The 17,615-nt window shown below is 64.6% G+C and carries 16 protein-coding genes; 10 read left to right on the top strand and 6 right to left on the bottom strand.

Going from position 1 to position 17,615, the window contains the following annotated elements; translation table 11 throughout:
• The first annotated feature begins 2 nt into the window (after window positions 1-2).
• From DCO45_RS08265 to DCO45_RS08275, 3 genes are read left to right on the top strand one after another with little or no spacing between them, the layout of a single operon-like run.
• Window positions 3-1,052, top strand: a complete 1,050-nt coding sequence (locus tag DCO45_RS08265) for an ABC transporter ATP-binding protein (protein WP_116925397.1) — start codon at window positions 3-5, stop codon at window positions 1,050-1,052.
• Between the two features lie 15 nt (window positions 1,053-1,067).
• Entirely contained in the window at window positions 1,068-2,084 is a 1,017-nt protein-coding gene (locus tag DCO45_RS08270) for an ABC transporter ATP-binding protein (protein WP_116925398.1), read from the top strand.
• Window positions 2,085-2,125: 41 nt separating this feature from the next.
• Window positions 2,126-3,310, top strand: a complete 1,185-nt coding sequence (locus DCO45_RS08275) for an amidase (protein ID WP_116925399.1) — start codon at window positions 2,126-2,128, stop codon at window positions 3,308-3,310.
• Window positions 3,311-3,314: 4 nt separating this feature from the next.
• On the opposite strand, the gene DCO45_RS08280 is transcribed toward DCO45_RS08275, so the two are convergent.
• From DCO45_RS08280 to DCO45_RS08290, 3 genes are all read right to left on the bottom strand, one after another.
• The gene (locus DCO45_RS08280; protein ID WP_116925400.1) at window positions 3,315-3,851 is read right to left on the bottom strand and encodes an ureidoglycolate lyase; all 537 of its coding nucleotides are present in this window, start codon (window positions 3,849-3,851) and stop codon (window positions 3,315-3,317) included.
• A gap of 61 nt (window positions 3,852-3,912) precedes the next feature.
• The gene (locus DCO45_RS08285; RefSeq protein ID WP_116925401.1) at window positions 3,913-4,284 is read right to left on the bottom strand and encodes a hypothetical protein; all 372 of its coding nucleotides are present in this window, start codon (window positions 4,282-4,284) and stop codon (window positions 3,913-3,915) included.
• A gap of 81 nt (window positions 4,285-4,365) precedes the next feature.
• Complete coding sequence (locus DCO45_RS08290) at window positions 4,366-4,998, bottom strand: hypothetical protein (protein WP_116925402.1); 633 nt, start codon at window positions 4,996-4,998, stop codon at window positions 4,366-4,368.
• Between the two features lie 321 nt (window positions 4,999-5,319).
• On the opposite strand from DCO45_RS08290, the gene DCO45_RS08295 reads away from it, so the two are divergent.
• The 3 genes from DCO45_RS08295 to DCO45_RS08305 all read left to right on the top strand — a co-directional run bounded on the left by DCO45_RS08295 (window position 5,320) and on the right by DCO45_RS08305 (window position 8,769).
• On the top strand, window positions 5,320-7,632 hold the full coding sequence (locus tag DCO45_RS08295; RefSeq protein ID WP_116925520.1) for an NADP-dependent malic enzyme: 2,313 nt from the start codon (window positions 5,320-5,322) through the stop codon (window positions 7,630-7,632).
• A gap of 228 nt (window positions 7,633-7,860) precedes the next feature.
• Complete coding sequence (locus tag DCO45_RS08300; RefSeq protein ID WP_243419294.1) at window positions 7,861-8,208, top strand: ribonuclease domain-containing protein; 348 nt, start codon at window positions 7,861-7,863, stop codon at window positions 8,206-8,208.
• A gap of 135 nt (window positions 8,209-8,343) precedes the next feature.
• Entirely contained in the window at window positions 8,344-8,769 is a 426-nt protein-coding gene (locus tag DCO45_RS08305) for a barstar family protein (RefSeq protein WP_027010748.1), read from the top strand.
• Window positions 8,770-8,842: 73 nt separating this feature from the next.
• Here the strand turns inward: DCO45_RS08305 and rsmA are convergent, their stop codons facing one another.
• The 3 genes from rsmA to DCO45_RS08320 all read right to left on the bottom strand — a co-directional run bounded on the left by rsmA (window position 8,843) and on the right by DCO45_RS08320 (window position 13,544).
• A complete protein-coding gene (rsmA, locus tag DCO45_RS08310; protein ID WP_116925404.1) occupies window positions 8,843-9,622 on the bottom strand; it encodes a 16S rRNA (adenine(1518)-N(6)/adenine(1519)-N(6))-dimethyltransferase RsmA in 780 nt (259 codons plus the stop codon).
• A 119-nt stretch (window positions 9,623-9,741) separates the two neighbouring features.
• Complete coding sequence (locus tag DCO45_RS08315; protein WP_116925405.1) at window positions 9,742-11,169, bottom strand: peptidylprolyl isomerase; 1,428 nt, start codon at window positions 11,167-11,169, stop codon at window positions 9,742-9,744.
• Window positions 11,170-11,183: 14 nt separating this feature from the next.
• Window positions 11,184-13,544 (bottom strand): LPS-assembly protein LptD, encoded by a 2,361-nt coding sequence (locus DCO45_RS08320; protein WP_313900067.1) that lies wholly within the window; start codon window positions 13,542-13,544, stop codon window positions 11,184-11,186.
• Window positions 13,545-13,772: 228 nt separating this feature from the next.
• On the opposite strand from DCO45_RS08320, the gene DCO45_RS08325 reads away from it, so the two are divergent.
• The 4 genes from DCO45_RS08325 (at window position 13,773) to DCO45_RS08340 (ending at window position 17,587) form a co-directional block, all read left to right on the top strand.
• On the top strand, window positions 13,773-14,918 hold the full coding sequence (locus tag DCO45_RS08325; protein ID WP_116925406.1) for a phosphotransferase: 1,146 nt from the start codon (window positions 13,773-13,775) through the stop codon (window positions 14,916-14,918).
• Window positions 14,919-14,971: 53 nt separating this feature from the next.
• Window positions 14,972-15,706 (top strand): 16S rRNA (uracil(1498)-N(3))-methyltransferase, encoded by a 735-nt coding sequence (locus DCO45_RS08330; RefSeq protein WP_116925407.1) that lies wholly within the window; start codon window positions 14,972-14,974, stop codon window positions 15,704-15,706.
• A 316-nt stretch (window positions 15,707-16,022) separates the two neighbouring features.
• Window positions 16,023-16,802, top strand: a complete 780-nt coding sequence (locus DCO45_RS08335) for an IclR family transcriptional regulator (protein WP_116925408.1) — start codon at window positions 16,023-16,025, stop codon at window positions 16,800-16,802.
• Window positions 16,803-16,846: 44 nt separating this feature from the next.
• Window positions 16,847-17,587 carry a transporter substrate-binding domain-containing protein gene (locus tag DCO45_RS08340; protein ID WP_116925409.1) on the top strand — a complete coding sequence of 247 codons (741 nt, stop codon included), beginning with the start codon at window positions 16,847-16,849 and terminating at the stop codon, window positions 17,585-17,587.
• Window positions 17,588-17,615: the final 28 nt, after the last annotated feature.

Here is a 17,615-nt window from a genome sequence, read left to right on the forward strand (position 1 = left end):
CCATGCTCCAGCCTTCTTCTCTGAACCCGGCTGCCACCCTGGCCGCCGATGTGGGTGGCCCGGCCCAGCCGCTGCTGACGGTGCGCGGGTTGACCAAGCATTTCCCGCTCAAGCAAGGCAAGCTGGTGCGCGCGGTCGATGGTGTCGATTTCGAGGTGCTCAAGGGCGAGACCCTGGGCGTGGTGGGCGAGTCCGGTTGCGGCAAGTCGACCACGGCGCGCCTGTTGATGCACCTGATGGACCCGACCGCCGGCGAGCTGGTGTTCGATGGCCGCACGGTGGGCTCGCGGGATTTGAGCCTCAAGGAGTTTCGCCGCCAGGTGCAGATGGTTTTCCAGGACAGCTATGCCTCGCTCAACCCGCGCCTGACCATCGAGGACTCGATCGCCTTTGGCCCGCAGGTGCATGGCGTCTCGCGCAAGGAGGCGGTCGCCCGCGCGCACCATTTGATGGACCGGGTGGGCCTGGCGCCGGCCCGCTTTGCGGAGCGCTACCCGCATGAGCTCTCGGGCGGCCAGCGCCAGCGCATCAACATTGCGCGCGCGCTGGCCTTGCAGCCGCGCATGGTGATCCTGGACGAGGCGGTCTCGGCGCTCGACAAATCGGTGGAGGCCCAGGTGCTGAACCTGCTGGCTGATCTGAAGCGCGAGTTTGGCCTGACCTATGTCTTCATCAGCCATGACCTGGGCGTCGTGCACTACATCAGCGACCGGGTGATGGTGATGTACCTCGGCCAGGTGGCCGAGATCGGCCCGTCGGATGCGCTATTTGCCGCGCCGGCCCACCCCTACACCAAGGCCTTGCTGTCGTCGGTGCCGTCGATGGACCCGAGCCACCGCACCCTGGTGGCCCCGCTGGCTGGTGACCCGCCCAACCCCATCAACCCGCCCACGGGTTGCCGCTTTCACCCGCGCTGCCCCCTGGCGGCGCCGGTCTGCGCCCAGGCCGCGCCGGCCGTCACCCCGGTGCAGCTGCACCATGCCGCGCGCTGCCTGGTGCATGAGCCTGGCAGTGGCCACCCCCTGGCCGCCGCTGCTGCGCTGGCCGCCTGAACCCGGAGCACCACGATGAACACAGCCTCTCCTCCCCTGGTCCAGATCCAGGACCTGAATGTGCAGTTTGCCAGCGGCAAGAAAGTGGTCCAGGCCGTCAGCGGCGTGAGCCTGTCGGTCGCCAAGGGCGAAGCGGTGGCGCTGATTGGCGAATCGGGATCGGGCAAGAGCGTGACCCTGCGCAGCCTGCTGCGCCTGCACCCCGAGCGCAAGACCACGATGAAGGGCCAGATCCGGGTCGCCGGCCAGGATGTGCTGGCGCTGCGCGGCGGTGCGCTCAACGACTTTCGCGGCAAGACCTGCGCGATGATTTTTCAGGACCCCTTGCTGGCGCTGGACCCGGTCTACCCGGTGGGCGCGCAGATTGTCGAAGCCATACGCCGGCACGAGCGCGTGAGCCAGAGCGAGGCGCAGCAGCGCGCGCTGGCGCTGTTCGAGCGGGTGCGCATTCCCAGCCCGGAGCAGCGCCTCAAGGCCTATCCGCATGAGATGTCGGGCGGCATGCGCCAGCGGGCGATGATTGCGCTGGCCCTGGCCTGCAACCCGCAGGTGCTGCTGGCCGACGAGCCCACCACCGCCCTCGATGCCACCGTGCAGATCCAGATCCTGTTGCTGCTGCGCGAGCTGCAGCGTGAGCTGGGCCTGGGCATTGTGTTTGTGACCCACGACATTGGCGCGGCGGTGGAAGTGGCCGACCGCATTGCGGTGATGTACGCGGGCCGCATCGTCGAAGAGGGCACAGCCGAGCAGCTGATCCGCAGCCCGCGCCACCCCTACACCATGGCCTTGCTGCAAAGCCGATCCCATGGCGCTATGGAGCGCGGCCAGCCGCTGCAGACCATTGCTGGCGCGCCGCCCGATCTGACCGCCATCCCGCCGGGCTGCGCCTTTGCACCGCGCTGCAAGCTGGCCACGGCCGCCTGCCTGCAAGCGGTGCCGGAGCCGGTCACGCTGGCGCCTGGCCATATGGCGCGCTGCGTGCACACTGCAACGGCGGCAGCCTTTGCGCCCAACGTGCTGGCCGCTGCTTAGGCCCCTGCATTTCTATTTTTTTGCCCAGGACTGACCCCACCATGCCCTTGCACGACCCTGCCCATGCCTTTGTTCCCTACCCCGATGTGCCGGTGCGCCATGCCGCCACCGGCCCGCTCAGCGGCCTGTACTTTGGGGTGAAGGACCTGTTCGACATTGCCGGCTATCCCACGGGGGGCGGCAACCCGCTGCTGCTGGCCCTGTCCGGCATCAAGACGCAGACGGCGCCCACGGTGCAAAAGCTGCTCGATGCCGGCGCGGCGTTGGCGGGCAAGACGGTGACCGATGAGCTGGCGTTCTCGATGAATGGCAACAACGCCCACTTTGGCGCGCCGATCAATGGCAACGCGCCCGCGCGCATCACCGGCGGTTCGTCATCGGGCTCAGCCTCGGCGGTATCGAGCCGGCTGTGCGACTTTGCGCTGGGCACGGACACGGGCGGCTCGGTGCGTGCGCCGGCCAGCCACTGCGGCCTGTACGGCATACGGCCCACGCATGGCCGGGTGAGCCTGGAGTCAGCCCTGGCGCTGTGCCACAGCCTGGATACCTGCGGCTGGTTGGCCCGCGATGCCCACACCTTTGCCCGCGTGGCCGATGTGCTGCTGGCGCCCGACACGACGCTGCTGCCGGCCCGCCCACGCCTGCTGATGCCCAGCGACGTCTGGGGCCTGGTGGACAGCGCCGTGCGCCCGGCCTGGGATGGCGCGCTGCAGCAGATCACACAGCTGCTGGGCAGCGCGCAGGATTGCAATGCGGTGCTCGATTCTTTCGACGCGATGTACTGGAGCTTTCGCTATATCCAGGGGCGCGAAGCCTGGATGACCGATGGCGCCTTTATCAGCCGCTATGCGCCGGTGCTGGGCCCGGGCGTGAAGGAGCGCTTTGACTGGTCGAGCAATGTGAGCGATGCCCAGGTGCAGGAGGCCGAGCAGTTCCGTGCGCGCTTCCGCCAGCATCTGGCCGATCTGCTGGGCAGCGATGGCGTGCTGGTGATGCCGACCATGCCCGATATTGCGCCACTGCGCAGCGCCGATGAGGTATCGCTGGAGGCCTACCGCAACCAGGCGGTGCAGATGCTGTGCCTGGCGGGCTTGGCGGGTTTTCCGCAGATCTCGCTGCCGCTGGCCAGCCGCGACGGCGCGCCCTTGGGGATCTCGCTGCTGGGCCCGGCAGGCACGGACCGCAGCTTGATCGCGATTGCGCAGCAGCTGGCGGCTGCGGTGTAAGTGATTAAGCGAGATCGGCGGGCAGGCGGACCTGCAGCGGCGCGCTGATTGCTTCGCAGCGGCAGTCCAGCGCATCGGCGCGCCGCTCGATGACGGCGAAATCACCGCCCTCGACGGCGAGCAAGGCATGGTGCCAGGTGCCGGGTGCCAGCACGATGCCCTGGCGGCCATCGGTGACAAAGGCCTGCATGTCGTCAGCCTTGGGGGCGGGGCCGGCAGCGGCCACCACCACGACAAAGCGCTGGGTGCCCAGTGGCACAAAGCTCTGGCTGCCCAGTGCATGGCATTCGACCTCGGTCACCGCCAGCGGAAACTGCCGCGCCTGCGCGCGAAACAGCGCCAGCATCGGCCAGCCGCCTTGCGCCGTCAGCTGCAGATCGGGCAGCAGGTCATAGCGCAGCGCATTGCCCTGGTTGATGGACTGGCTGGGCAGGCTGGGGTCGGCCAGGCCAATCACGGTGCCAAAGGCCGAGAAGTTGTGCGCGGTCAGAGGCCGCGCCTCCAGAACCAGCGCAGCGGGGTGGGTGTTGGAGGTCGTCATGGCCAGCTAGCTAGCAAGGACGGTGCCTGATTGGCGATGCGGCACCCGCGCCGCAGACCGGTCAAGGCTTGCCATCGGCTTCGTGCTGCGCGCCCTTGCTGTCGGTGATGACGGCGCCCATGCCGGCCGAGGGGTTCACGCTGCCGCCTTCTGCCGTGGTGCCGCCGTTGGAGGTCTTGGGGTCATCGGCAGAAGCCAGTGGCACCGCAGGGGGGAGCGGATCGTGTTTGTCGGCCTTGGCGGGGGGCAGCACCGAGTGGCTGTCGGTGATGGGCGCGTTGAACAGCGGCTTGTCGGGCAAGGGCTGGCGCGAAGCCGCTACCGTGCCGGAGATAGGCTGCATGGGCCCGGGGCGTTCGTCACAGGCGCTCAGCAGGCTGGCAGTGGCAACGACGGCTGCCAGGGCGGCAAGTCGGGTTGGAATGGCTGGCATGGGCTTTTCCCTGTAGTGGTACTGGTAACACCGACATTGTCGCCGCAGGCCGGGCGCCCAGGTGTCAGCCAATCACGGCAATCAGCGCTCGCCCAGCAGCGCCAGATAGGCATTGCGCGTCTCGGGCGAGACGCTCTGTATAACCTGCTCATAGGTGGTCTGGTTGCGCAGCTGCATGCGCGCCGAGGCCACGGCCTTGGATTTGCAGTACCAGTGGCAGGTGTGCTGCATCAGATACATCTCGGCCAGCAGCGTAAAGGCGCGGTCCTTGGGGCTGCGGCCGGCGGTGTTGGCCACTACGCGTGCAATGCCATCGGCATGCAGGCGGATGGCGGTGCGCAGGTCAAAGGACCTGCTGCCGCCCTGGAGCTTGTCGATCAGCTGCGAGAAGGGGAAGTAAAAGCTTTGGGTGCTGATCTTGAACGTGGCACCATTGGCCGGCTCGGGCGCCTTGGCCAAGGTGTCGGCAAAGCTGCTGAACTGGCTGGCCAGGCTGTTTTCCACCGATGCCTGCAGCTCCCAGATTTGCTGCTGGCGGTTGCTGTCTTTCTCGTCCAGCGCCCGCATGTAGCTGCTGACCAGGCGCTCCATCAGCTTTTCGATGTCGTAATTACGCAAATATTGGGCCAGCAAGGCGATGCGCTGCTTTTGGGCCTTGGCGCGCAGCACATAGCTCACGCCCAGGATGAGAACGACCAGCAGCATTAAATCCATGACAAATGAGGCCTTGCAGGGCCTATATAGCGCAAACGTGAGCCATTGTAGACCTTGGCTTCCGCCGAGATGGGCGGGCTTTACGCAATGTATGCCTAAACTGGAAAAAGCTATACATCTTTTTCATAGTTCTAGACGGCGACTGGAATACTTGATTTTTAGCCTGCGCCTAGAATGGTGAGTGCCTTGTATACGATCCACAGCATTTGGCCGTGGGAAAATCGTTCTGGGCCCTTGGACATACTGTTGAGACATGCATGCAGATGGCAGCATGTTCCAGCTGTTTTTCGTAGTGAATGCTGCGTGATGCCGGAGACCGCCATGACTGAGAAGAATTCAACCCCCACTGCGGTGGACAAGCGTGCGCTGCTGCGCCAGTCCGCACTGGAGTACCACCAGTTTCCCCGCCCCGGCAAGGTGGCGATTGCCGCGACCAAGCCCATGGCCAACCAGCATGACCTGGCGCTGGCCTATTCGCCCGGCGTAGCTGCACCTTGCGAAGAAATCGTCAAGGATCCGGCAGCTGCCTTCAAGTACACCAGCCGTGGCAACCTGGTGGCCGTGATCTCCAACGGCACGGCTGTGCTGGGTCTGGGCGACATCGGCGCGCTGGCCTCCAAGCCGGTGATGGAAGGCAAGGGTGTTCTGTTCAAGAAATTTGCAGGTGTCGATGTTTTTGACATCGAAATCAACGAAAAAGACCCCCAGAAGCTGGTGGAAGTGATCGCCGCGCTGGAGCCCACCTTTGGCGCCGTAAATCTGGAAGACATCAAGGCGCCCGAGTGCTTCTATGTGGAGCGTGAACTGCGCAAGCGCATGAAGATCCCGGTCTTCCACGACGACCAGCACGGCACCGCGATCACTGTGGCAGCGGCCATGGTCAATGCGCTCAAGGTCGCAGGCAAGAAGATTGAAGAAGTGAAGCTGGTGGCCTCGGGGGCGGGCGCTGCAGCGCTTGCCTGCCTGAACCTGCTGCTGGAGATCGGCCTCAAGCGCGAAAACGTGATTGTCACCGACATCGTTGGCGTGGTCTACAAAGGCCGTACCGAGCTGATGGACGAAGATAAGGAGCTTTTCGCGCAAGAAACCGACAAGCGCACGTTGTCGCAGGTGATTGACGGCGCCGATGTGTTCCTGGGCCTGTCGGCGGGCGGCGTGCTCAAGCCCGACATGGTGCAGCGCATGGCTGCGCGCCCCATCATTTTTGCGCTGGCCAACCCCAATCCCGAGATCTCGCCCGAAGACGCCAAGGCGGTGCGCGACGACATCATCATGGCGACCGGCCGTTCGGACTACCCGAACCAGGTCAACAACGTGCTGTGCTTCCCCTATATCTTCCGGGGCGCGCTCGATTGCGGCGCGACGACGATCACCACCGAGATGGAAATCGCCACGGTGCACGCGATTGCCGACCTGGCCCAGGCCGAGCAGACCGAAGAGGTCGCCAATGCCTATGCCGGCCAGGACCTGTCCTTTGGCCCCGAGTACCTGATCCCCAAGCCGTTTGACCCGCGCCTGATGATGAAGATTGCGCCCGCTGTGGCGCAGGCGGCAGCGGAATGCGGCGTGGCCGAGCGTCCGATCCAGGACATGGATGCTTACCGCGAGCACCTGCAGACTTTTGTCTACGCCTCCGGCACCGCGATGAAGCCCATCTTCATGGCGGCCAAGCGCGCTGCGAAAAAGCGCATTGCCTACGCCGAAGGCGAGGAAGAGCGTATCCTGCGTGCGGCCCAGATCGTCGTGGACGAGCGTGTGGCGCGCCCCACCTTGATCGGCCGCCCGGCGATCATTGCCCAGCGCATCGAGAAGTTCGGCCTGCGCCTCAAGGAAGGCACGGACTACGATGTGGTCAACGTCGAGCATGACGACCGCTACCGCGATTTCTGGCAGTCCTACCACCGCATGGCCGAGCGCAAGGGCGTGACGGTGCCGATCGCCAAGATCGAAATGCGCCGCCGCCTGACCCTGATTGGCTGCATGCTGCTGCACAAGGGCGAGGTCGATGGCCTGATCTGCGGCACCTGGAACAACACCGCCATCCACCTGCACTACATCGACCAGGTGATTGGCAAGCGCGCCGGCACGGCGACCTACGCCTGCATGAACGGCCTGCTGCTGCCCGAGCGCCAGGTCTTCCTGGTCGACACCCATGTGAACTACGACCCGACGGCCGAGCAGCTCGCCGAGATCACGATCATGGCGGCCGAGGAGATGATGCGCTTTGGTATCAAGCCCAAGGCCGCGCTGCTGTCGCACTCGAACTTTGGCTCCAGCAACCAGCCCAGCGCCATCAAGATGCGCCAGACGCTGGAGCTGCTGCGCATCCAGGCGCCCTGGCTGGAAGTGGATGGCGAGATGCACGGCGATGTGGCGCTGGACCAGAAGCAACGCGCCAGCATCATGCCCGAGAGCCCGCTGGTAGGTAACGCCAATCTGCTGGTGCTGCCCAACATCGATGCGGCCAATATCAGCTACAACCTGCTCAAAACGGCCGCTGGCGGCAATATCGCCATTGGCCCGATTCTGCTGGGCGCCGCGCAACCGGTGCATATTTTGACCCCCAGCGCCACGGTGCGCCGCATTGTCAACATGACGGCTGTTGCGGTAGCGGACGCGAATTTTGCGCGCTGATAAAGATATTTACAGCGCATTTGGCTTGAGTCTGCCACGCTTGCAGCTGTAAAATACTGAGAAGCCTGCTCAAATTTTGGGCAGGCTTCTTGCATTTTGGGGGGCAATCCGTCACACTGACCGGCTGAACTTTCGGTGCGCCCGCAGTTCTGAAAGGTGTTGTCGATGCTCAAAGCATGGGGTTTTCTGGCCCGCTCGTCTGTGAAGGCTGGTGTGCTCGCTGCGGTCATGGCTGCGCTGCCGCCTGGGGTTCAGGCCCGAGGCAGCGGGCTTTCCGCATTCGATGGGCCGGTCGTGGCTGTGGCCGAATTGCCGCCACAAGGCCGCAAAACCTATGCATTGATCTTCGAGGGCGGCCCTTTTCCTTATGACAAGGACGGCTCGGTATTTGGTAACCGTGAACGCAACCTGCCCAGGTACCCGCGTGGTTACTACCGGGAATACACCGTCAAGACACCCGGCTCCCGTGATCGGGGGGCGCGTCGCATTATTTGTGGCGGTCAGGTCGCCACAATGCCCGATACTTGCTACTACACCCAGGATCACTACAGCAGCTTTCGGCGTATTGTGAATTAGCCAGTCAGATTCCTCCTATGTCGCTTTTCCGCAAGAGATGTCTTGCGCAGAGTGATGTGCTAAGTCAACAATGCCCAATGAGCCCCAGGGATGGGGTGTGGTTTTTAAAAAATGCTAATGGAAAGAGCAACGGAGATGGACACTCCACTTCGTCAGGTACAAGATACATCGCTGCGTTTTGTGCGTCCCAACATCGTGCAGGCCATTCGTGCCTACCGGTTGGAAGACCTGCGCGACGCAGCCCAGAACCTGGGGCAGCACTTTTTGTACGCCAATCTGGCGCACGCCCTGTCCAAGGCCGATGTGCTCGAGTTGATTGGCATGCAGTTTTATTTTCCGTCGCACTACGGCAAGAACTTCGACGCGCTGTTCGACTGCCTGACCGACCCTTTGCACAAGAGTGGCCCCCAGCCCGGCTTTGTCGTGGTGCTGGACCAGATCCCGACTGCGATGAAGTTTGACCGCGAAGCGCGCGAGCAGCTGCTCGATGTGTTTCGCGATGCGGCCGAGTACTGGGCCGAGCGCAAGGTGCCTTTTCGCTGCTTTTACTCTTTCCTCTGATCGGCTTGCTGATGACCCAGAAAAAACGCCCGGCTTGCGCCGGGCGTTTTGCTTATGGGCGGGGCCCCAACGCTCAGGCCACCTTGGAAGCTGCTGAGAGGCTGGCAGCGGCCTGTTCGTATTCGGCCACCGGCACTTCTTCGGCGCGGCGCTGCAGGTCGAAGTTGCCGCTGTAGCCTTTTTCCTCCAGCCATTTGCCCAAGGTGTTGCGCAAGATCTTGCGGCGCTGGCTGAAGGCCACGCGCACCAGGTCTTCGAGCAGCTTGGCATCGAGCTGGGCGGGCTCGGCGCGCGGGACCATGCGCACGACGGCGCTGTCCACCTTGGGGGGCGGGTCAAAGCTCTCGGGCGGCACAAAGAGCACGTTCTCCATCGCATAGCGCCACTGCAGCATGACCGTCAGGCGCCCGTAGTCGGAGGTGGCGGGTGCGGCCACCATGCGGTCGATCACCTCTTTTTGCAGCATGAAGTGCTGGTCTTCGACCACATCGACCTGGTCGAGCAGGTGAAACAGGATGGGGCTGGAGATGTTGTAGGGCAGGTTGCCGGCCACGCGCAGCTTGTCCACGCCCAGGCGCTGGGCGAGGGCGCGGAAATCGACCTTCAGCACATCGGACTCGACCACATCGAGCTGCGGGTGCGTGCGCAGGCGCACGGCCAGATCGCGGTCGAGCTCAATGACGCTGAGCTTGCCCAGGCGCTCGACCAGCGGCTGGGTCAGCGCCATCAGGCCCGGGCCGATCTCCACCACCGTCTGGCCGGGCAGCGGGTGGATGGCGTCGACAATCGCGTCGATGACGGCGCGATCGGTCAGAAAGTTCTGGCCAAAGCGCTTGCGGGGAATGTGTTTCATGCAATGACAAAGCGGTGCGAAAGCACCGCTCTTGGAGTGGGCAGACCTAGGCCGATGATGACACCGCCGCAGCGCCACAGCGCCGGGCAGGGTCATCGCGCCCCAGGCCGCTGGATGGGTTACTGGGGCGGCTCGCGGTATTCCACGTAGGCCCGCGCACGGGCTTCCTGCGCCCAGGTGCTGAAGGCCTGCTCGAGCTTGTTCTCGCGCACGATGGAGCGCACCATGTCGCGCTGCTCGCGCTGGTTGAGCTTGGCTTCGCGGCGCTCGAGCAGCTGGATCAGGTGAATACCAAAGCGGCTGGCAATGGGCTGGCTGATCTCGCCGGGCTGCAGTGCGTTGAGCGCTTCTTCGAACTCCGGCACGAACTTGCGTGGGCTGGCCCAGCCCAGGTCGCCGCCTTCCTTGGCGCTGCCGTCTTCCGAGTAGCGCTTGGCCAGGTCTTCGAACGTGTCCTGCTTGGCCAGTACACGGCGGCGGTAGTCTTCGAGGCGCTCCACGGCCTGGGCTTCGCTCAGCTGGGGGCCGGGGCGCAGCAGGATGTGGCGGGCATGGCTTTGGGTGACGATGGCGGGCACCTCACCGCTGGTCTTCTCCAGCACCTTCAGGATGTGGAAGCCCGCAGGCGAGCGCACCGGGCCGGCAATGGCGCCCAGCGGGGTGGACTGTGTGGCCTTGACGAACAGCTCGGGGTAGCGGTCGGCCGGGCGCAGGCCCATGGCGCCGCCGCCCTTGCCGTCGGGCACATCGGAGAACTCGGCCACGGCGGCACCAAAGTCTTCGCCAGCGCGGATCTTTTCGGCCGCCTGCTGGGCCTTGGCCTGCAGCTGCTTGACCTGGTCGTCGCTGGCGTTTTCTGGCACGGTGATCAGGATGTGGCCCAGGTTGAGCTGGGTGGCGGCACTGGCCATGCCGGCCTTGGCCTTTTGCTCGCGCAGGTACTGGTCGATGTCGAGGTCGCTCACGCGCACCTTGGAGTCCACCTCGGCCTCGCGCAGCTTCTGGATCACCAGCTGCTTTTTCAGATCGGCGCGGAACTGCGCTTCCGGAATGCCTTCGCTGGCCAGGCGGCGGCGCAGCTCGGGCATGGTCATGCTGTTTTGGCGCGCGACGGACTCTTCGGCCTGTTGCACGGCGAAGTTGTCCACCGTGATGTTGCGCTCGGCAGCCATCTGCAGCTGGATCTTCTGGCCGATCAGCATCTCCAGCGCCTGGCGGCGAGCGGTCTCGGCGGGCATGTTGTTGGCCTCGGCCTGGGCGCGCAGGCGTTCGTACTGCTGCTGCACTTCGACGTTGGTGACCGGCTCGGAATTGACGACCGCGACGATGAAGTCCGCAGAGCGCGGGGCATTGCTGCTGCGCTGGGCAACAGCGGCCGCCGGGATGGCCACCGAAGGAACGGCCGTCGGCGTGGCCAGGCCTGCGCCAGGGGCCCGCATGCGAGCCGATGCGCTGTCGCCGCTGGCCTTCATGCCTTGCGCTGCGCTGGCACCGGCCAGCAAAGCCAGGCTGCAGGCCACGCTCAAAGAGAGAATGCGTTGTTTCATGGTCAGGGAATGCTTCAATCGTAATTGCTGAAACGGCTGGGCACTGCAGCGCCGTTGCCGCTGGGCAGAGACTGGTAGCCGGGCACGTTTTCGCGCATGCTGGCCAGCGGGTCAGCGCCCAGGGTGAGTTTGGTCAGGCCGGTAAATTCCATCTGGAACAGCAGCTTGGTGTTGGACTGCACCAGCGAGTTCTGCAAGCGCTGCAGCACAATGCGGCTGCTCCAGCAGCATCCGGCGTATTCCACACCGACCACAGAGTCCACCAGTTTCTTGTCGCGCATGCTGTAGTTCAGGCGGCCCACAGTGTACCAGCGGCCTTCGCCCTTGGCTTTTTTGCCCCCGGAGCCAAAGATTTCATTGACTGGCCATTGCCAGCCCAGGTCCATCTGCTCGCTGTTCTGCGCCTGGTAGCGGTAGGCCAGTGCCAGCGTCTTGTAGTCGCCGGGCTTGTAGCGCGCCTGCATGGTCGAGCGCACCGAGCGGCCGCTGTCCGGGTTGAACTGCACCGTGGTGTCAAAGCCCCACTTGGGTGTCCAGTTGATGCCCGCGCCCAGCATGATGTCCGACCAGCGCTCTTCGACCGAGCTGGCATTGGGCATGACCACGCGCTGGTCCGAGAAGCGCAGGCGCTGGGCGATGCCAAAGCGCGCGGCCTCGGCGCCGGTCTCGGCATCGAGAAAGCGCGTGGTGGCGCCCACGGTCAGCATATTGTTGTCGGCAATGCGGTCATAGCCGCTGAACGAGTTCGAGCTGAAGATGGTCGCAAAGCTGAAGTCGTACGGCGCCGTGTCGTAGACCGGGATCATGCTCTGGTCACGGTAGGGCGTGTAGGTGTAGAAGGCGCGCGGCTCCAGCGTCTGGATCAGGTTGCGGCCAAACAGGCGTGTGCTGCGCTCAAAGGTCAGGCCGCTGTCGAGGCTGACGGTGGGCACGGTGATGCTGGCGCTGCTGACAGTGGCCAGGCCCGAGTTGTCAAAGTTGTAGTGCCGGGTGTTGAGCATCAGCTTGGGCGTGATGTAGCCCTGCGGCGCAATGAAGGGTCGGCTCAGCTCGGCCTGGATATAGCCCCGGTCGGCATTGGGCTGGTTGAGCAGGCTGGTGTCGGCACGGAAGCGCGTGGCATCGGCCTCGATCGAGCCTTCCAGGCCCAGCGGCAGGTTCTGCGGCGTGTAGCGGTACTGCAGCTGGGGCATGCGGTCATACGGCGGCACGATCGGCGAGAGCGGGTCCTGCAGGGTCTGCCACTTCTGCGCACGCAGCAGCAGGCTGTGGTCATCGCGCGACCAGCTGGCCGAGGCTTCGCTGTTGAGCAGGCGCTCGTTGAGCTTGTAGCTGTTGCCCTGGAAGTCGCGCCAGTAGTCCGAGTCGCTCACGCGCTTGGCGTTGATGTTTAGCCCCAGGCCGCCAATGGGCGTATCCAGGCTGCCATTGTGCATCCACAGCCAGGACCAGCGGTCGCGGTCGCGCAGGCGGTCGCCGGGCATGTAGAGGCCCGCCAGGGTGCCGCTGTAGGTCGGCTCCAGGTAGCGGAACTCGCCGCCCAGCGCCAGGCCGCGCTTGACCATGGCCGTCGGCGTGATCGTCGCATCGCGGTTGGGCGCAATGTTCCAGTAATAGGGCTGGGCGTAGGTGAAGCCGCTGTCACTGTCGAGCGACATCGTGGGCGGCAGCAGGCCCGATTTGCGCTTTTCCGACAGCGGAAAGCTCATCTTGGGGATGGGGATGATCGGCACGCCCTTGAATTCGAGCACGCCGTTCTCGGCCACACCGACCTCTTCAAGGTTGTCGATGCTGATTTTTTCAGCACGGATGATCCAGTCGGGCTGCCAGCTGGCCTCGTCGTCGCGCTGGCAGGTGGTGTAGGTGCCGTCATGCACGACCGAGCGCTCGCGGTCGATGAAATCCACGCGCGAGGCCACGCCATAGCCGTTGTTGGGCAGCAGGCGGTAGTTGGCGTCCTTGAAGAAACCCTCGTTCGAATCGAGCTGCATCTGCAGCTCGGTGCCGTCAAACACGCTGCCGGCGCGGTTGATGTGCACATTGCCATCGGCATAGGCGGTGTTGCTGGGCTCGTAAAAGCGCAGGCGGTCGGCGCGGATCATCGTGTCGGCGCGGCGCAGGCTGGCATTGCCAGTGACGGTGGTCATGTCCGCCGTCTGGCCGGTGAGCTCGTCGCCCTCGAGGTAGACCGGCATCTTGCCGCGCTGCTCGGAGCTCAGGCTCTCTTGCAGGCGGGGGCTGGCGCGCAGCACCAGGCCGGCGTCATCGCTGCCAGCGGGCGCCTGGGCCAGTACCAGCGCGGGCGATGCCCAGAGCATGGCCATGCACAGCCGGGCGATGGTGGTGGGGGAGAAGCTAAGGGGGGTGCGGGACAAGGTGCGGGGCGATGTGTTGGTGTTTGCGCGCGCGCGCAGCCCTGCGGCGGCGCCTGCAGGGCGGGGCGAGGCTGGCGCCACATCGGTTAAAGCGTGAATATCCATGGGAAATAGCCACTGGCCTGTGCATCTGCGGTGCATACATGCACACGGATCTGGATCTGGGGCCCAGCCGGGCGGCAGGGCTTTGTAGAATCTGCATTATCCATGAGCCAATCTATTTCCCCCATGTCTGACCCTATTGCTGCATCTTCTGTAGCACCCCAGCCTGACAGCGCCAAGCAATCTTTACAGGGCGTTACCCCAGTCGTGTGGGCCGATGCCACCCGCGCCGCGCAGTTTGCCCCCTGGCTGGCAGCGGTAGCGGCCCGCCATGGTCTGCGGCCCGAGAGCGTTCGCCTGGCGTCTGCCGATGCGAGCTTTCGCCGCTATTTGCGGGTGGACGACCTGCAGGGCGGCACGCGCATCATCATGGATGCGCCGCCGGACAAGGAAAACAGCGAACCCTTTGTGAAGGTGCAAGCGCTGCTGGCCGAGGCTGGCCTGAATGCCCCCCAGGTGCTGGACTGGGATGCCGCTCACGGCTTCATGCTGCTGTCCGATCTGGGCACGCAGACGGTGATCGAAAAGCTCCAGCCGCCCGATTCCCAGGCCGCCTACCAGTGGTACATGCAGGCGGTCGATATCCTGGTGGACTGGCAAAAGGCATCGCGCGAAGGCGTGCTGCCCGTCTATGACGAGGCCGTGCTGCGCCGCGAGCTGCAGCTGTTCCCTGACTGGTACATCGCCCAGCACCGCCAGGTGCAGCTGAGCGACAAACAGCAGGCCGTGCTGCAAAACGCCTTTGACGCCATCGTGGCGCAGAACCTGTCGGTGCCACGCGTGTTTGTGCACCGTGACTTCATGATGCGCAACCTGATGGTGCCCCCCAGCGCCGGTGCGCCGCTGGGCGTGCTGGATTTCCAGGATGCGCTCTACGGCCCGATCACCTATGACATTGCCAGCCTGATGCGCGATGCCTTCATCAGCTGGGAAGAAGACTTTGTCGTGGACATCACCATCCGCTACTGGGAGAAGGCGCGCAAGGCTGGCCTGCTGGGCGCTGACAGCCCCTCGGGCTTTGGTGCCGATTTTGGTGACTTCTACCGCGCAGTCGAATGGATGGGCATCCAGCGCCACCTGAAAGTGGCTGGCATCTTTGCCCGCCTGACCTTGCGCGACGGCAAGCCGCGCTACCTGGCCGATGCACCGCGCTTTTTGCACTACATCCGCGCGACGGCCTCGCGCTACCGCGAGCTGGTGCCGCTGATGCGCCTGATCCATGAGGTCGAGGGCATCGAGGAGCAAGGCGGCTGGATGATGGGCCGGGGCTGAACCTCGTTGCTTCAATCTCTGCCCTTTCCTGCCATCCACATTGACCCAGCACCATGCCCCGTTTTTACTGCCCCGTTGAGTTGCGCGTAGGCGCTGCACTGGATCTGCCGCCCGAGGCTGCGCGCCATGTGCAGGTGTTTCGCATGCAGCCGGGCGAACATATCACCTTGTTCAATGGCGTAGCCGGCAGCCCCGCAGGTGAATATGACGCCACCATCGTGCAGATGGGCCGCAGCCATGTGACCGTGCAGATTGAGGGCCACACAGCGATCGAGCGCGAAGCGGCCCGCGCCGTGCACCTGCTGGCCGGCATTACCGCTGGCGAGCGCATGGAATGGCTGGTGGAGAAGGCGACCGAGCTGGGCGTCGCCAGCATCACCCCGCTGGAGGCCGAGCGCTCGGTCACCCGCCTCAAGGGCGACCGCGCCACCAAGCGCCAGGAGCGTTGGCAAGCGATTGCCGCCAGCGCCTGCGAGCAGTGCGGCCGCAACCAGGTGCCACGCATCCATGCACCGGTGGACCTGGTGCAATGGATCAAGGCCGGCGGCCTGGCCGATGCACAGCGCTTGGTGCTGTCGCTGGCAGACGGCACGCAGCCGCTGGCCCAGGCGGTACAGCAGGCGGGCGCCCAGCCTCTCGTCTTCCTCTCTGGCCCCGAAGGCGGCCTGTCGCCCGCCGAAGAAGCGCTGGCGCGCGGCAACGGCTTTGCACCGGTGACCTTGGGCCCGCGTGTTTTGCGCGCCGAGACGGCGCCGCTCGCGGCTTTGGGCTATCTGGCAGCACTTTGACCGCAGCCTGTGCGCTGACGAAGCGTTGACTCAACGCTGATGGAGCGGCGCCCCCACCACGGGCCCGCCCAAACACTCCCCTCTCTCTCCCGTCCACCCCGCCCTGCACGGGTGCGGCGGCGCTGGCCTGCGCGCCAAGCGCCGCACCACGCCGGTGTTTTTACATTTCAAATTCCCAATAAATGGGAATTGAATGGGCCATTCAATTCCGACCTAGGGTTTGCGCTAGGGTGCAATACAGGGAGCAAATCGACAATTCTGGCATTGATCTTGCAAAATCCTTGTTGTCACTAGTCCCGAAGAATGGGAATTGCGAATGGATGCTACAGAGTTGTTGGTCAGCGAGCGCACGGCAGCGGATACCCCGGGTTCCGAGGTGTCGGCGGCCGACCGGGTGCTGCAGGTGCTGGCGGTATTGGCCTGCGCCGGGCGGCCGCTGTCGGCCAGCGAGCTGATGCAGGGCACCGGCTTGCCCCGCAGCAGCCTGTACCGGCAGCTCGCGCGCCTCAAGCGCTTTGGCTTTGTGGCCGACAGTGGCGCGCTGTATGCGCCCGGGCCGCTGGGCCTGCAGCTGGCGCGTGGCTTTGACGATGGCTCCCATTTGGTGCATGTGGCCCGCCCTGTGCTGGTGCAGCTGTCGCAGCAGACCCAGGAGAGCGCAGGCCTCTTGGTAGCGGCCAATGGCCAGGCCGTCTGCCTGGACATGGTGGAAAGCCCACTGTCGCTGCGCTGCTCGTTCGACAAGGGCAGCAGCGTGCCGCTGAAGGTGGGGGCTTCTGCCAAGTGCGTGCTGGCCTACCTGCCCGCCGTGCAACGCGAAGCGCTGCTCAACCAGCACTACGGCGAAGGCACCCCCGCTCGCGCCGAGGCCGCTGCCGAGCTGCAGGAGCTGCGCACACAGGGCTACATCACCACGGTGGGCCAGGTCGACGCCGGTGTCTGGGGTTGCAGCGTGCCGGTGTTTGCCAGCGGCCGCCGCGCGGTCGCTGCGCTCAGCCTGATGGCCCCGCAGCAGCGCGTGCAGCACCAGCAAGCCCAGCTGGTGCAGGCGACCTTGGCAGCAGCGGCCCGCATCTCCCGCAGTCTGGCTGGATGACATTGCGATTTTGCTTGGTACTTGAATTGAAAAAGGACTCTCCCATGAACTTCCGTCGCCTGGTCTTGAAGACCTCTTTGATCGCCCTGGCCTGTGGTGCAGGCGCTGCCTTTGCCCAGAACAATGTGCTGCGCGTGGCCACCGATGCCACTTTCCCGCCGATGGAATTTGTCGAAAACGGCAAGAAGACCGGTTTTGACGTCGAACTCGTCGAGGCCGTCGCGGCCAAGATGGGCAAGAAGGTCGAATGGGTCGATATCGACTTCAAGGGCCTGGTGCCGGGTCTGATCGCCAAGCGCTACGACATGGCCGTCTCTGCCATCTACATCACCGATGAGCGCAAGAAGGTGGTGGACTTCACCCAGCCTTACTACGCCGGTGGCCTGGTGGCCATGGTCAAGGAAGGCAGCCCCATCACCAAGCTGAGCGATCTGGACGGCAAGAAGGTCTCGGTGCAGGTGGGCACCAAGTCGGTGGGTTACCTCACCGAGCACTTCCCCAAGGTGCAGCGCGTTGAGGTCGAAAAGAACCAGGAAATGTTCAACCTGGTCGATATCGGCCGCGCCGATGCCGCCGTGACCGGCAAGCCTGCCGCGTTCCAGTACAACCGCACGCGCGGCGGCATGAAGGTGCTGGCCGAGCAGATCACCACCGAGGAATACGGCATGGCCATCCGCAAGGACACGCCTGAGTTGACCACCGCCGTGAACAAGGCGCTCGAGCAGCTCAAGGCCGACGGTGGCTACAAGGCCATCGTGGACAAGTGGTTCCCCAGCAGCAAGTAATTGGCAAGGGTGCCGCAGCGCGCTGCCC

This window comes from Comamonas sp. JNW (assembly GCF_003105075.1).
Taxonomy (GTDB): Bacteria; Pseudomonadota; Gammaproteobacteria; order Burkholderiales; family Burkholderiaceae_C; genus Comamonas; species Comamonas squillarum.

Bases quoted from the DNA above. Each gene is read 5' to 3' on its own strand.
- DCO45_RS08300 (WP_243419294.1), top strand. From the start codon at position 7,861: ATGGCTGCGCTGCCGCCTGGGGTTCAGGCCCGAGGCAGCGGGCTTTCC.
- DCO45_RS08265 (WP_116925397.1), top strand. From the start codon at position 3: ATGCTCCAGCCTTCTTCTCTGAACCCGGCTGCCACCCTGGCCGCCGAT.
- DCO45_RS08295 (WP_116925520.1), top strand. From the start codon at position 5,320: ATGACTGAGAAGAATTCAACCCCCACTGCGGTGGACAAGCGTGCGCTG.
- DCO45_RS08340 (WP_116925409.1), top strand. From the start codon at position 16,847: ATGAACTTCCGTCGCCTGGTCTTGAAGACCTCTTTGATCGCCCTGGCC.
- DCO45_RS08335 (WP_116925408.1), top strand. From the start codon at position 16,023: ATGGATGCTACAGAGTTGTTGGTCAGCGAGCGCACGGCAGCGGATACC.
- DCO45_RS08275 (WP_116925399.1), top strand. From the start codon at position 2,126: ATGCCCTTGCACGACCCTGCCCATGCCTTTGTTCCCTACCCCGATGTG.
- DCO45_RS08285 (WP_116925401.1), bottom strand. From the start codon at position 4,284: ATGCCAGCCATTCCAACCCGACTTGCCGCCCTGGCAGCCGTCGTTGCC.
- DCO45_RS08315 (WP_116925405.1), bottom strand. From the start codon at position 11,169: ATGAAACAACGCATTCTCTCTTTGAGCGTGGCCTGCAGCCTGGCTTTG.
- rsmA (WP_116925404.1), bottom strand. From the start codon at position 9,622: ATGAAACACATTCCCCGCAAGCGCTTTGGCCAGAACTTTCTGACCGAT.
- DCO45_RS08305 (WP_027010748.1), top strand. From the start codon at position 8,344: ATGGACACTCCACTTCGTCAGGTACAAGATACATCGCTGCGTTTTGTG.
- DCO45_RS08270 (WP_116925398.1), top strand. From the start codon at position 1,068: ATGAACACAGCCTCTCCTCCCCTGGTCCAGATCCAGGACCTGAATGTG.
- DCO45_RS08330 (WP_116925407.1), top strand. From the start codon at position 14,972: ATGCCCCGTTTTTACTGCCCCGTTGAGTTGCGCGTAGGCGCTGCACTG.
- DCO45_RS08325 (WP_116925406.1), top strand. From the start codon at position 13,773: ATGTCTGACCCTATTGCTGCATCTTCTGTAGCACCCCAGCCTGACAGC.
- DCO45_RS08280 (WP_116925400.1), bottom strand. From the start codon at position 3,851: ATGACGACCTCCAACACCCACCCCGCTGCGCTGGTTCTGGAGGCGCGG.
- DCO45_RS08290 (WP_116925402.1), bottom strand. From the start codon at position 4,998: ATGGATTTAATGCTGCTGGTCGTTCTCATCCTGGGCGTGAGCTATGTG.